The following is a 12,328-nucleotide window of genomic DNA, read 5'->3' on the forward strand; positions in this document are numbered from 1 at the left end:
CTCGGTATGAAGATCATGCGGAAATCCTTGGTGGCGCTGGCCATCGTGAGCCTCTCGGTGGCGGCGTCCGCGCCGGCGGTGGCGGACGCGGGCGCGCGCGACCGCGGTTCGATCGTCATCACCGAACAGGCGTCCAAGCGGATCCTGGTCCTGCCCGCCGATCGGGCTTCCTGGCAGGACCGGAAGCTGAGCTGGTCCTGGGCACCGAACGCCGCGAACGGGCTGGCGGACCTGGCAGGTTCGTGGAGCAACCCGAGCGACGCGAAGCTCGCCGAACGAGCAGGCCAGAAGTACCTGCTCACGTCGGCGTCGGGCGGCTTCGCGGCCGTCGTGCCGTATCCGGCGGGCGACCGGGCGTACTGGGCGGCCAACGTCGGCGGGCCGGCCAACCCGCACAGCATCGAACTGCTGCCGGACGGAAACGTCGCGGTGGCGGCCAGCACCGGTGGCTGGGTGCGGATCTACACCGCTTCGCAGGGCCAGCGCTCGACGACGTACGCCGAGTACCCGCTGCTGGGGGCGCACGGCGTGGTGTGGGACGCGGGCCGGAACGTGTTGTGGGCACTGGGCACCGACGCACTCGTCGCGTTGCGCGTCGGCGGGACACCCGCCGCGCCGGTGATCACCGAACAGCGGTCCGTACCGGTGCCGAGCAAGGGCGGTCACGACCTCCAGCCGGTTCCGCACCGGCCGGACCTGCTGTGGGTGACCACGGAAGCGGGCGTCTACCAGTTCGTGAAGGCGAGCGGCGTGTTCACCCAGCGGTACGCGGGGGCGCGGGAGATCGACCGGCCGCATGTGAAGAGTGTGTCGACGAACCCGCGGACCGGACAGGTCCTGACGGCTTCGATCCAGGAGGGGCATCTGTGCACGTGGTGCACGGACACCGTCCGGCTGGCCTTTCCACGCGCCGAGCTGGCGCTGCACGGCGCGTGGATCTACAAGGCCCGCTGGTGGATCGGTTGAGCTTGTACTTCCGTGTCGGTACCGGCCGTTCGGGGGGCTACCCGGCCGGTACCGACACACCAGAGAAGAGGGGATGCCGTCGCAACAATGACGGCTGGCGGCGGCTTTCACCTGACCGAGTGAATTAGGCGGTACGGCGGGCGCCCTTGACCCGTTCGGGGTATACGCCCTACCCGAGGAAGGCAACGACCAGTACTGCATCGCCTCGCTCTCACGCCTACCCGACGCAAGTAGTCCTCTACTTGCGTCGGGTAGCGAAGGACGCTACTGGTCGATCGGCCAGGTTTCGTCCTTCAGCAACCGTTTGAGCACTTTCCCCGTCGCGTTCCGCGGCAGTTCCTCGACGAAGTACACGTCCCGCGGCACCGCGAAACGCGCCAGCCGGCGGTGGATGTAGGCGCGGACGTCATCCGCGCTCATCCGCGCGCCGCGCTTCGGGACGATGTACGCCGCGAACCGTTGCCCGAACTCGCGATCCGGCACGCCGATCACGGCCGCTTCGTGGACGCCGGGCAACGCGACGATGGCCTCCTCGACCGGGCGAGGGGACACGTTCTCGCCACCGGACACGATCATCTCGTCCGCCCGGCCGGTGACGAACAGGCGTCCGGACGCGTCCTGGTAACCGACGTCGCCGGTCGCCATCAACTCTTCCGCGCGCGGCACGCTGGCACCGTCGGTGTAGCCCTCGAACAGCATGTCGTTGCCGACGAAGATCTGTCCCTCCCAACCCGGCGGGACACGGTTGTGGTCCTCGTCGAGGATGGCGACGCGGGTGCCGGGCGGGCAGCGGCCCGCGGTGGTCGGCGCGGCGCGGAGGTCTTCGGGCGTGGCGATGGAGGCCCACGAAACCTCGGTGGAGCCGTAGAAGTTGTAGAGCACGTCCCCGAAGGTGTCCATGAACTCGGTGACGATCGTCCCAGGCAGCGCGGATCCGCTGCTGGCGACGATGCGCAGCGACGACAGGTCGTACCGGGCGCGGACCCGTTCGGGCAGGTCGAGGATGCGCTGCAACATGATCGGCACGGCGAAAAGCACACCGCAGCGATGGTCGGCGATGGTCCTCAGTATTTCTTCCGCGTCGAACCGGCGGATCAGCGACAAGGACGCGCGCACGGCCATCCCGATCTGCAACCCGGCGAGACCCCAGCTGTGGAACAGCGGGGCGGCCACCACGAAGCGATCGCCGGTGCGGAGCGGGATGCGGTCCAGCATGGCGGCCGAAGTCGCGAGCCCCTTCGGCGTCGGACGGCGTGCGCCCTTGGGGGTTCCGGTGGTGCCCGAGGTGAGGACGACGAGCCTGCCGATCCGGTCCACCGGTTTGAGTTTGGTGGCAGGCACTCCCGCGATCAGCTGGTCGATCGTCGGGTAGCCGTTCTCGGTCTCCGGCCAGGTGGACAGCCGCAGGAAATCGCCGGGGATGTCGGCGATGACCCGGGAGAACTCGTCGTCGGCGAGCACCGCGACCGGTTTGTGCAGGCCGATGACGTCCGCGACCGAGCCGGCGGAAAGCCCGGTGTTGAGCAGGATCGCGTCCACCCCGAGTTTGCTGCACGCGATCAGTGCTTCGACCATCGTGGCGTGGTTGCGGCACAACAAGGCGACCCGGTCACGGGAGTGGACTCCGCGCAGTGCCAGCGCGTTCGCGAGCTGGTTGCTGCGATCCGCAGCCTGCTTGAACGTCCGGACGTTGCGTTCGTCGTGCAGTGCGACGTCTTCGGGCACGCGGGCCGCGTTGGCCGTGTAGCCGCCGGCGACGGTGGCGCCCCACTGCGACAGCGAAGTGAGCTGCCGGGCGATCTTGTCCGGCCGCGCGACCGCGAGCACCCCGGCCTTGATCAGCGTGCTCGCCGTGTGGAACGTGGTCGCCTTGGTGTGCGCGGGTTCTTCGTGCGGCGGCGCCGCCCGGCCCGAAAGGTGCAGATCGATTCGCCGGGCCACCGCGCGGACGGTGCGTTTGAACGACGCGGCGGACACCAGTTGCGCGTGCCGCGCCGGAAGCATCAACTGCGCGACGAGTTCCGTGCCGTTGTCGGGAGCTTGTCTCAGCTCGATCGAGACCCAGTTGCCGTCGTCCTCGACACCGCACCAGACGACGTGCTCGCCGGGCCGCCAGACCCGGGCTTCGACGTCACCGACGACGAGTGTGCCCGCCCGCGGCTCCAGCCGGACGAAGCATTTCGGACCGCGGCCGCGTTCGGCGGGCTGCCGGACCTCGCACCAGCTGATCTCCGCGAAGAACCTCGAGTAGGACTCGGGATCGCCGATGACTTCCCAAACCTGGCCAGGAGAATGCCCGATGATCGAGCTCGCCTGGACCACATCGTCTCGCATGCGATTCGCCTCACCACGCGCGTTCGGGTGTTGACCGGGCAGCTGCCGGCGCCTCCTTCGTCGTTCAAGTCCGGCGAACCTACCAGCAATCGGCCGAACGCAGTACTCCGAAGAGTAGGCGTTCCAACGGTGGGAAGCCGGTTGATCGCGACGTCCGATTCACGCCAGCCTCCGTCGCGAGACGCGGCGAAGCTGACGAACGTGACAGTTACTACGTCAGCGGCCGAGACCGCGCACACCCGTATTGAGCCCGGAATCCTCTACTTCGGCACCCCGGTGGTGCTCCTTTCGACGGTAGACCAGGCAGGTTCGGTGAACTTGGCTCCGATGTCGTCCGCGTTCTGGCTCGGCTGGCGGGGCATGCTCGGACTCGGCGCGAAATCCAAGACGGCGCAGAACCTTATGCGTAACCGTGAATGTGTTCTGAATCTCCCTTCCGACGATCTGGCGGCCGCCGTCGACAGGCTGGCACTGACCACCGGATCGGATCCCGTCCCGGCGCGCAAGTACGAGCGCGGATACCGGTACGAAGCCGACAAATTCGCCCGCGCCGGGCTCACCCCGGTCGCTTCCGAGACGGTGCGGCCGCCACGCGTGGCGGAATGCCCGGTGACGATGGAGGCCGTCGTCGAGGCCGTCCACCCGCTCGCCGAGGACGACGCGGCACAACGTGGCGGTGTCCTCGTGTTCGAGGTCCGTGTGCAGCGCGTCCATGTCCACGACGACGTGCGGATGCCGGGTACCGACGACCGGATCGACCCGGACCGGTGGCGGCCGCTGATCATGAGTTTCCAGAAGCTCTACGGCCTCGGCCCGCAGGTCCATCCGTCGACACTGGCGCGGATTCCCGAGCGGCTCTACCGAGGGCCCGACATCGCGCGGTCGCGGGATCAGCCGTCGCGGGTGAACGAGAACCGGTTCACCAGCGGCAACCAGCGTTGATAGGACGCGGCCAGTTCCGGCCGCAGTTCGTGGTCGTTCAGTGACTCCACGATCTCGAGGGCGCTGTCGCCGGGATCCGTTCCGTCGAGGGTGGCGAACCAGCACCGCGCGAAACGGTGCCTCGCGGTTGCCATCGGACAGGAACTCGGCCAGCTCCTCTCCGGCGAAGCGCGCCCGCAGCAAGCGGTACAGGTTCAGGAGTCTCTTCGCGGCTCGCGGGGAACGGACGAGCGAAGACAGCGTGGGCAGGAAGTCCAGCTCCGCCTGTGAGATCACCAGTCGAGGAGGTCGAAGGTCTATTGTGGACTGTGCGGACGACCGTTCCGGTGCTTCCTCCCGAAGAGGAACAGACTCGGCCACGGCCGGAGAGCGGGCGTCGGTGGCTTGATCCGCTTCGGCGGCGGAAGGCGCCGGTGTGGCGTCCTGACCTTCGGTGTCGGCGAGCCCGCGCACGAGCCCCGTGAACCCTGGATCGTCGACGCCCACTACGACGACGAACACCGGCAGCGCCAGCAGGAGGTGGATGGCTTCGAGATCCTTGCGCAGCAAGGAGACCACGCCCAGATGTTCGACGTAGTCCGAAACCCGGGACTCGGCGAACGACACGAGATCCAGTCCTGGCGCGAGTTCGGTGACCGCCCTTTCGAGACCGGGTCCTGCCGCAGCCGTCGCCAGAATTCGGCGACGTCCGACCGCAGCCCGCCGGTCTCCTGCGCCAGGCGTTCGAGATCTTCGGCGGTCGGCCGGGTCGGCAGCACCAGCCTGTTCATCGTCGCGGGCGGCAACTGTGTCGGCGCGCTGCTCGGGGGAGCGGTGGCGTCCGAGTTCGGGTTGACGACGCGTACTGGGCGGGTTTCGCGATCGTCGTCACAGCGCTCACCTGGCGAGTGTTCGACCGTGCCGTTCGTTTCCGCGGCCTACGCGGAAAAACGTTCGGTCAGCCGTTGATGCCGGTGAGGGCGAAGAACTCCTGGCGCGAGCGCGCGTCTTCGCGCAGCGTGCCGAGCAAGGTGGAGGTGACGGTGCTCGAACCGGCGGCCTGGACGCCGCGCAGGGTCATGCACGAATGCTCGGCCTCGATGACCACGCCGACGCCACGCGGCTCGAGTTGCTCGTCGAGCCAGTCGGCGACCTGTTTCGTCAGCCGCTCCTGAACCTGCGGGCGGCAGGCGAAGTGCTCGACGATCCTGGCCAGCTTGGACAGTCCGAGGATCCGCTCGCCGGGCAGGTAACCGACGTGCGCGACCCCGACGAACGGCAGCAGGTGGTGTTCGCAGACCGACCGGACCGGGATACCCCTGGCGAGGACGAGTTCGTCGTAGCCCTCGTCGTTGGGAAAGGTCGTGAGGTCGAACGATCGCGGGGTGAACAGTTCGGCGTACGCGCGCGCCATCCGGCCCGGGGTGCCGCGGAGACTCTCGGAGTCCAGCGAAATGCCCAACGCGGTGAGGAGATCGGCGGCCGCGGCCTCGGCGGCCTCCAGGTCCGGTCCCGGCCCGGGTTCGTGCACGACGCGCAAAGCGGGAGTGGACATGAGGCCTCCTAGGCTGACCGCGTTCCCCAGAGCTGTTCGACAGTTGTTATTCGACTAAGAATTTTGGGCGTTTTACCGCCTGCCGGTTCAGCCTACATGGTAGATCCGCAGTTCAGGACGTTCCGCCGGTGGAGATGGGCGATATCGTGGTGTACGTGACAGTGTCCGATCCGGACGGCCTCGACGTCCCTTCCATCGCCGCGGTGGCGGCACTCGACGACGACCTGCGCCGCGGCATGTACGCCTACGCCCGGCGCGCGCGGCGTCCGGTGACGCGCGACGAGGCCGCGGCCGCGGTCGGGATCTCCCGCAAACTCGCCGCGTTCCACCTCGACAAGCTCGTGACGGCGGGGCTGCTCAAGTTCGGCTTCACGGCGGGTCCGGTGGTGAAGGTGGGGCGTAAACCCAAGGTCTATGAACCCGTCGACGAAGCCATCCAGGTGCAGCTTCCGGCGCGGCGGCACGAGATCCTGGCTGGCATCCTCGCCGAGGCCGTGCTCGCCGAAGGGAGCGGTGAAACGGCGCGTGACGCGGTGCTGCGGGTCGCGGGGGAGCGCGGCCTCGCCGTGGGTGCGGAGGAACGCGCCCGGACCCGGCCGGGCAGGCTCGGCGTGGAACGCGCGCTCACCATGGCCGAAGGGGTGCTTCGCCGCTACGGTTTCGAGCCGAGCCGCGACACCAGGACCTGCGTCCGGCTGCGCAACTGCCCGTTCCATCCGCTGGCCGCCGAGGCACCGGAGCTGATCTGCGGGATCAACCAGGCCTTCCTCGCCGGGTTCCTGACCGGCGTGCGCGCCGGGAACGTGGAAGCGATCCTCGCTCCCGGCACGGCCGAGTGCTGTGTGGAGCTACGGCAGGCCAGGTAAGCCGGTCAAGCGGCGCCGGCGATCTGCCGGGTGGCGACGTTGAGCCGGTTCCAGGTGTTGATGGCGGCGATGGAGAGGACCAGGCTCGAGAGCTGCTTTTCGTCATAGTGGCGAGCCGCCTCGTTCCAGACCTCGTCGTCGACCGGGTCGGCCCGGTCCGCGATCCGGGTGAGGGCCTCGGCCAGTGCGAGCGCCGCGCGTTCGGCGTCGGTGAAGTAGGCCGTGTCACGCCACGCCGCCACGGTGAAGATCCGCTCGTCGGACTCGCCTGCCTTGCGCAGTTCCTTGGTGTGCATCTCCAGGCAGCCGCTGCATCCGTTGATCTGGCTGGCGCGGACATGCATGAGGTAGTGCGTGGTGTCGGGGACACCGGTGTCCCCGGTCGACTCCGCCAGCGCGATCAGGGCCTTGAGGGTGGCCGGGTTCGCCAGGGCGGGGTTCGGGATCCGTGCTTCCATGATGTTCTCCTCCAGGGTTTCCGTCTTGCTTTCACCGCACTGACGGATGCCGGAGGGGAAATGTGACCGGGTACTACCAAGGCACGACCTCGCCGTGGAGATCCAGGAATTGCAGGCCTCGCGCGCCGGCCTGTGCTTCGAGCACGTCGACGACGGCCGGCATGCTTTCTTCGGGGGAGAGCGGAGCGCCAGGCCCGCCGAGTGGCGTCTGATTGTGGCCGGGGTCGCGCTCATCGCCGAGTCGCAGCACAATCCCGATACGGCCAAGAGTCTTCACGGCCGCTATCTCGGTCCGCGCCGTGAACTGGAGCGTGACCTTCTCGCGCGCGGCGTCGAGGCAGGCGAGGTGTCGCCCAGGCTCGACGAGCTGCTCAAGCCTCGCGACGGCTAGACGGCCACCGTCGCGCGGTCGCGGAGCGAGACTTCGAGCTTGAAGCCCTCCGGTTTCAGCGTCAGCAGTTCCTGCACCTTCAGCCGGTACGTCGAGTCGCCGCGCAGGTCGTATCGGCTCAGCAGCATGCCGAGGACCAGCGTCGCCTCGTGCAGGGCGAACTGCCGTCCGATACAGGCCCGCTCGCCGGTGCCGAACGGCTTGTAGACGTGCGCCGGGCGGGCACGGTTACGATCCGGGGCGAAGCGGTCGGGGTCGAACGATTCGGGATCGTCGCCCCAGACGGGATCACGGTGCAGCGCCGGGATGAGGACGAGGGCCCACTGTCCCTTCCGCATCGGGTACTTCCCGCCGACGACGGTGTCCACCTGTGCCTGGCGCGCGAACGCGGGCGCGGTCGGCCAGAGCCGCAGTGCCTCGTCGAGCACTCGCCGGACGTAGCGGAGCTTGGCGACCTCCTCGTAGGACGGGTCCGGGTTCTCGCCCCAGACTTTGTCCACTTCGGACTGTGCGCGGGCGAGGACTTCCGGATTCCTTGCGAGGTAGTACAAGGCGAACGACAGCGCGCCTGACGTGGTCTCGTGCCCGGCCACGAGGAAGGTGATGATCTGGTTCCGGATGTTGACTTCGTCCAGCGCCTCGTCGGTGCTCGGCTGCGTGGTGTTGAGCATGAGCCCGAGCAGGTCGCCGGTGCTCGTGTCGCCCCGGCGCGCTTCGACGACCTCGTCGACGACGGAGTGGAGGAACGCGAGGTCGGCTTCGTTGCGCCGGTTCGCCTTCCGGTTGAGGAACGGGCCGATGACCGGCGGCTGGAGCACCATCCGCTGCGCGTGCCGCAGCGTCCGGACCATCGCGGCGACGAACGGATGCGGTTCGGCGCGTTCGAACGACGAGAAGCTGTAGCCGAAGCCCGTCCGCCCGATGGTCTCCAGCGTCAGCTTGGTCATGTCGTCCGCGACGTCGACCTCGCCACCCCGGTCCCACGCGTCCAGTAGCTCGCGGGTGATCGCCAGCATCGTCGGGTGGTAGGCCTGCATCGCGTTGCGGCTGAAGGCGGGCGCGAGGATCTCGTGCGCGCGCCGCCAGTTCGGCTCTTCGTTGTGCGCGGTGAACAACCCGTCGCCGCCGAGCGGACGCAGGTTCGCGATCGCGGGCGTGATGTGCTTGGCGAACCGCTTCTCGTCGGAGAGATCGGCGACCATCTCGGCACCGTGGACGAACACGATTTCACGGCCGAACACCTTGCGCTCGAAGACGGGGCCCAGTTCGGCGGCGTGCCGCATCGAGTCCTGGACGGGGGTCTTCGGCGAAACGCCGAGCACGTCGCCGATCAGCGGGATCCGGCGCGGGGGATGGGGGAGTGCGGTGGCCATCGAGCCCCTCCAGGTGAGCACTGTTGAACTGGCATCCAATAGCGAGCGTGGCGTGTTACTGAACCCGTGTCAAGTAAGTAGGATGCTCGAATGGCGCCCTCCGGAAGGCCCCGCAGCAGGCTGAGCACCGCCGAGCGGCGGGAACAACTGCTGCGGATCGGTGCCCGCTTGTTCGCGGAGCGGCCGTACGACGACGTGTGGATCGAGCAGGTCGCCGACATCGCCGAGGTGTCCCGAGGGCTGCTCTACCACTATTTTCCGACGAAACGGGACTTCGTCACCGAGGTCATCAGGGCCGAGGGTGAACGCCTGCTCGAGATGACCCAGTCCGATCGCACGCTGCCGGTCGCGGAACAGCTGATGGAGGGGCTCGACGCGTATCTCCGCTACGTCGAAGCCAACGAGGACGGCTACCGGGCACTGCACGCGGGCACGGCCATCGCGGTCGACGACGTCCGGGAGATCCTGGACCACAACTTCGCCGAACAGGGCCGCCGGATCCTGGTGGTGCTGTGCCCGGACGGCGAGCCGCCGGAGACGCTGCGGGTGATCGTCCGCGGCTGGCTGGCCTTCGTCGTCGCGGTCTGCCTCGACTGGCTCAAGTACCGCGGGCTGACCCGGGACCAGATCCGCGATCTGTGCGCGAAGGCGCTTCTCGACCTCGTCGACGTGCCAGCATGATCTCGGCGCGTTCCTCGATCAGCCTCATCCGCGCGAGCCGCTCGGCGTCGTCGTTGTGCGCGGCGGACGCGGTGACCTGCCCCGGCCATTTCCGGTAGAACATGCCGCACGTGGCGACGAAGTAGCCGTCGGAGGAGGTGTTCGCGGCGAGGATCAGCCCGGTGTCCTCGGACGCGGGCAGCGCCATCCAGCCGCCGAGGTCCAGCAGCAGTTCGCGGCGGATGCACAGCGTCCCGGCCACCACCGAGGACACGTAACCGTTGCGCTGCCAGTACCGGAGGATCGCGCCGCGTTCGATCGGCCCTTCCTCGGGGTCGCTGTCGACGCCGGCCGTGGTCCCGTCCGGGAAGAGGTCGAGGACCCGGCAGGTGGTCCAGCCGATCGCGGGATCCTCGAGCGCCGCGATATCCCGCGCGAGCGCGCCGGGCGCGAGGACGTCGTCCGCGTCGAGCGCCTTGATCAGCTCCCCGGAAGCCCGGGCCAGCGCCATCATCCGCGTGACCCCGGGGCCACCTCGGCGACCCGAACCGGGCAACACGCGCTCGTCGGCGGGGAGGACGTCCTCGAGTAGATCGGTCTCGCCGTCCTCCTGCACCAGCCATTCCCAGGCCCAGCCCGGCGGGAGTTCCTGTGCGGCGAGGGATTCGTACGCCTCGGCCAAGTACGGCAAACTCGGCGGATGGACCGGGGTGATCACGCTGATGACCGGCATGTCAGCCCGGGCGGCGAGCGGTGATCAGGAGGTGTTCCTCCGGCGGTGTCCCAGGCTCGTCCGCGGTGAAGATCTCGGAATGCGTCCCGGTGACTTCGAGTCCGGCCGCTCCGACCCGCCCGACGAGGTCGTCCGGCGCGAAACTGGTCTGGTGGAAGGTGCGGCCGAAGAACTCCACCGGCAGGTTCTCGACGTCCCTCGGAACGGTGACCAGCGCGAGAAGACCGCCAGGAACCAGCCAACGCGCGATGTCGGCGAGTACGGCCTCGGTGTCCTCGCGCGGCATCTGCAAGAACGGGAAGAACGCGCAGACCGCCTCCCAGGACTCCGGCGGCGAGGTCCACGTACGCACATCGACGTGGACGAAGGTCGCGGCGGGGACCTGCTCACGCGCGAGGTCGATCATCACCGGCGACACGTCGAGCCCGGTCACCCGATGCCCCGCGGCCGACAGGTCCTCGGCGACCGGCCTGCCGGTTCCGCTGCCGATGTCGAGCACCCTCGACGACGGCGGCAGCGTGTCCAGCAGGTGCCGCAGCGCCCTGTCGACCACCGGTGCCCGGCCGAAGACGTCCTCGTAGGCGGAACCGATGGCGTCGAACAACTCCGCCGCCGTGGCCGGTCGGTCCATTTCGCAGCTCCCCAAGGTCGAGCGGACTCACCGAAAATCTACCGCCCCGGCCTTTCGTCTACTCAGGACAGGCTTGTCGGACGGTTCGCTTACACTGTGGCCGCCGAGTTTGGGGGTTTCAGGTGAGTGTGCGGAGTGACGAGTTCCACCGGATGCTGGGGGCGCTCGCGGACGTCGAGCGTTCCGACGCGAAAGAGTGGGAGTCGTACAGCGTCCGTGGCAAGCGGTTCGGGTACTACTGGCCGCGGACCCAGACCGTCGGCCTGAAGCAGACGCTGTCCGAACAGGAGGCGCTCGTGGCCGAACGGCCCGACGTCTTCGAAGTGCAGTTCACCGCCGGGGGCTTCGGCTGGGTGGTCGTTCATCTCGACGGCATCGAGTCCGACGAGCTGACCGAACTGGTCTACGAGGCATGGCGACTGTCCGCACCGGAGGAATTGGTCGCACAGGTTCCGCCGCCCTGCTGAGCGTTACTGCGATCGTGTGTTGACGTGCGTCACTGGATGTCCGGGAACATGTGGCGGATGTATGCGTTGTAGAGAGTGTCGGTACGGATGGTGCCCCCGGGCCTCAACCTCCGCCTTCATGGAATACCGGTTCGGCCGGAGCCATGATGTGCCACTCGCCGAGAGGCGGCCCACCGTATCGGCTTTAGCTCCCGCTTCCGCTCGCAGGTAACCCCCAGGCCTTCGCTGAGCGGGAGCGGGTCTTTTTGTTGTCGATTGTTAATCGTAATAGGGCGATGTAGGTCACGCGGCTGTCCGTTCGATGTTCGGGAACGTTTGGCGGGCGTGTGCGTTGTAGAGAGTGTCGGTACGGATGGTGCCCCCGGGCCTCAACCTCCGCCTTCATGGAATACCGGTTCGGCCGGAGCCATGTCGTGCCACTCGCCGAGAGGCGGCCCACCGTACCGGCCACAGAACTCCCGCTTCTGCTCGCAGGAACCCCCAGCCTTCGCTGAGCGGAAGCGGGACCTTTTCTTGAGTTCCGTTTCGGGTCCTTCACACGCCGTCGTTGTGGCTGAGACCAGAGGTGGCGTTCCGGGCACTGGGTTTCTCAAGGACGCCTTCATGGCGCAGCGGGTAAACCATCCCGACCCGGCTGACGCCGAACAAGCACAGGATGAAAAGGCTCTCCACTAGTAAAAGACGCTGCGGGCATGCCGAGGGGCCCGTCGCCGGTGTGGCTGGCGGGCTCCTCGGGGTCAGAGTCAGGCAGGGAGGGTGTTGCGCCGGGTTCTTCGTAACGGATCCAGATACTGGGGTGGGATGAACTCCGGCAACCCGTCGGCCGCCATCCGGACTTCCCAGTCCCCGTGGTGGATCAGCCGGTGGTGAGTCGGCGGCGGGAGCTTCCCCCGCCGCCGCTCTCAGAACCGTGCGTGACACTCTCGCGTCACACGGCTCCCGTTGTCGAACCTGCCGGGAGTGCCCCGTGTCG

The 12,328-nt window shown here is 68.0% G+C and carries 14 protein-coding genes; 7 read left to right on the plus strand and 7 right to left on the minus strand.

Annotated elements, in window-relative coordinates:
* Positions 1 to 6 precede the first annotated feature (6 nt).
* A complete protein-coding gene (locus ACLARN_RS20140; RefSeq protein ID WP_409492969.1) occupies positions 7 to 966 on the plus strand; it encodes a DUF6528 family protein in 960 nt (319 codons plus the stop codon).
* Positions 967 to 1,230: 264 nt separating this feature from the next.
* Here ACLARN_RS20140 and ACLARN_RS20145 read toward each other — a convergent pair whose 3' ends face one another.
* Positions 1,231 to 3,300: an AMP-binding protein gene (locus tag ACLARN_RS20145; RefSeq protein WP_409492970.1), complete on the minus strand. Its 2,070-nt coding sequence runs from the start codon at positions 3,298 to 3,300 to the stop codon at positions 1,231 to 1,233.
* A gap of 201 nt (positions 3,301 to 3,501) precedes the next feature.
* Here ACLARN_RS20145 and ACLARN_RS20150 point away from each other — a divergent pair, with 201 nt between their 5' ends.
* Complete coding sequence (locus ACLARN_RS20150) at positions 3,502 to 4,242, plus strand: flavin reductase family protein (protein ID WP_409492971.1); 741 nt, start codon at positions 3,502 to 3,504, stop codon at positions 4,240 to 4,242.
* Here the strand turns inward: ACLARN_RS20150 and ACLARN_RS20155 are convergent.
* Positions 4,191 to 4,376, minus strand: a complete 186-nt coding sequence (locus tag ACLARN_RS20155) for a hypothetical protein (protein WP_409492972.1) — start codon at positions 4,374 to 4,376, stop codon at positions 4,191 to 4,193. The two genes, ACLARN_RS20150 and ACLARN_RS20155, sit on opposite strands and share 52 nt — an antisense overlap.
* A gap of 250 nt (positions 4,377 to 4,626) precedes the next feature.
* Here ACLARN_RS20155 and ACLARN_RS20160 point away from each other — a divergent pair, with 250 nt between their 5' ends.
* Positions 4,627 to 5,190, plus strand: coding sequence for a hypothetical protein (locus tag ACLARN_RS20160; RefSeq protein WP_409492973.1), 564 nt, complete (start codon positions 4,627 to 4,629; stop codon positions 5,188 to 5,190).
* On the opposite strand, the gene folE is transcribed toward ACLARN_RS20160, so the two are convergent.
* Positions 5,180 to 5,776: a GTP cyclohydrolase I FolE gene (folE, locus tag ACLARN_RS20165; RefSeq protein ID WP_076161597.1), complete on the minus strand. Its 597-nt coding sequence runs from the start codon at positions 5,774 to 5,776 to the stop codon at positions 5,180 to 5,182. The genes ACLARN_RS20160 and folE overlap by 11 nt on opposite strands.
* A gap of 134 nt (positions 5,777 to 5,910) precedes the next feature.
* On the opposite strand from folE, the gene ACLARN_RS20170 reads away from it, so the two are divergent.
* Positions 5,911 to 6,642, plus strand: coding sequence for a helix-turn-helix transcriptional regulator (locus tag ACLARN_RS20170; protein WP_409492986.1), 732 nt, complete (start codon positions 5,911 to 5,913; stop codon positions 6,640 to 6,642).
* A 5-nt stretch (positions 6,643 to 6,647) separates the two neighbouring features.
* Here ACLARN_RS20170 and ACLARN_RS20175 read toward each other — a convergent pair whose 3' ends face one another.
* Positions 6,648 to 7,100 (minus strand): carboxymuconolactone decarboxylase family protein, encoded by a 453-nt coding sequence (locus ACLARN_RS20175; protein ID WP_409492974.1) that lies wholly within the window; start codon positions 7,098 to 7,100, stop codon positions 6,648 to 6,650.
* Between the two features lie 94 nt (positions 7,101 to 7,194).
* Between ACLARN_RS20175 and ACLARN_RS20180 the strand changes: the two genes are divergently transcribed.
* On the plus strand, positions 7,195 to 7,491 hold the full coding sequence (locus tag ACLARN_RS20180; protein WP_409492975.1) for a TetR-like C-terminal domain-containing protein: 297 nt from the start codon (positions 7,195 to 7,197) through the stop codon (positions 7,489 to 7,491).
* Here the strand turns inward: ACLARN_RS20180 and ACLARN_RS20185 are convergent.
* On the minus strand, positions 7,488 to 8,864 hold the full coding sequence (locus ACLARN_RS20185; RefSeq protein ID WP_409492976.1) for a cytochrome P450: 1,377 nt from the start codon (positions 8,862 to 8,864) through the stop codon (positions 7,488 to 7,490). The genes ACLARN_RS20180 and ACLARN_RS20185 overlap by 4 nt on opposite strands.
* A 90-nt stretch (positions 8,865 to 8,954) precedes the next feature.
* On the opposite strand from ACLARN_RS20185, the gene ACLARN_RS20190 reads away from it, so the two are divergent.
* Positions 8,955 to 9,545, plus strand: coding sequence for a TetR/AcrR family transcriptional regulator (locus tag ACLARN_RS20190; protein WP_409492977.1), 591 nt, complete (start codon positions 8,955 to 8,957; stop codon positions 9,543 to 9,545).
* Here the strand turns inward: ACLARN_RS20190 and ACLARN_RS20195 are convergent.
* Together ACLARN_RS20195 and ACLARN_RS20200 are read right to left on the minus strand one after the other, a co-directional pair.
* Positions 9,463 to 10,257: a glycosyltransferase family 2 protein gene (locus tag ACLARN_RS20195; protein WP_409492978.1), complete on the minus strand. Its 795-nt coding sequence runs from the start codon at positions 10,255 to 10,257 to the stop codon at positions 9,463 to 9,465. The genes ACLARN_RS20190 and ACLARN_RS20195 overlap by 83 nt on opposite strands.
* Position 10,258: 1 nt before the next feature.
* Entirely contained in the window at positions 10,259 to 10,888 is a 630-nt protein-coding gene (locus tag ACLARN_RS20200) for a class I SAM-dependent DNA methyltransferase (protein ID WP_409492979.1), read from the minus strand.
* A 122-nt stretch (positions 10,889 to 11,010) separates the two neighbouring features.
* Between ACLARN_RS20200 and ACLARN_RS20205 the strand changes: the two genes are divergently transcribed.
* A complete protein-coding gene (locus ACLARN_RS20205; RefSeq protein WP_409492980.1) occupies positions 11,011 to 11,355 on the plus strand; it encodes an MmcQ/YjbR family DNA-binding protein in 345 nt (114 codons plus the stop codon).
* The last annotated feature ends 973 nt before the right edge of the window (positions 11,356 to 12,328 follow it).

The organism is Amycolatopsis sp. cmx-11-12 (assembly GCF_046269425.1).
GTDB lineage: Bacteria > Actinomycetota > Actinomycetes > Mycobacteriales > Pseudonocardiaceae > Amycolatopsis.

Bases quoted from the DNA above. Each gene is read 5' to 3' on its own strand.
- ACLARN_RS20140 (WP_409492969.1), top strand. From the start codon at position 7: ATGAAGATCATGCGGAAATCCTTGGTGGCGCTGGCCATCGTGAGCCTC.
- ACLARN_RS20145 (WP_409492970.1), bottom strand. From the start codon at position 3,300: ATGCGAGACGATGTGGTCCAGGCGAGCTCGATCATCGGGCATTCTCCT.
- ACLARN_RS20155 (WP_409492972.1), bottom strand. From the start codon at position 4,376: ATGGCAACCGCGAGGCACCGTTTCGCGCGGTGCTGGTTCGCCACCCTC.
- folE (WP_076161597.1), bottom strand. From the start codon at position 5,776: ATGTCCACTCCCGCTTTGCGCGTCGTGCACGAACCCGGGCCGGGACCG.
- ACLARN_RS20170 (WP_409492986.1), top strand. From the start codon at position 5,911: ATGGGCGATATCGTGGTGTACGTGACAGTGTCCGATCCGGACGGCCTC.
- ACLARN_RS20175 (WP_409492974.1), bottom strand. From the start codon at position 7,100: ATGGAAGCACGGATCCCGAACCCCGCCCTGGCGAACCCGGCCACCCTC.
- ACLARN_RS20185 (WP_409492976.1), bottom strand. From the start codon at position 8,864: ATGGCCACCGCACTCCCCCATCCCCCGCGCCGGATCCCGCTGATCGGC.
- ACLARN_RS20190 (WP_409492977.1), top strand. From the start codon at position 8,955: ATGGCGCCCTCCGGAAGGCCCCGCAGCAGGCTGAGCACCGCCGAGCGG.
- ACLARN_RS20195 (WP_409492978.1), bottom strand. From the start codon at position 10,257: ATGCCGGTCATCAGCGTGATCACCCCGGTCCATCCGCCGAGTTTGCCG.
- ACLARN_RS20200 (WP_409492979.1), bottom strand. From the start codon at position 10,888: ATGGACCGACCGGCCACGGCGGCGGAGTTGTTCGACGCCATCGGTTCC.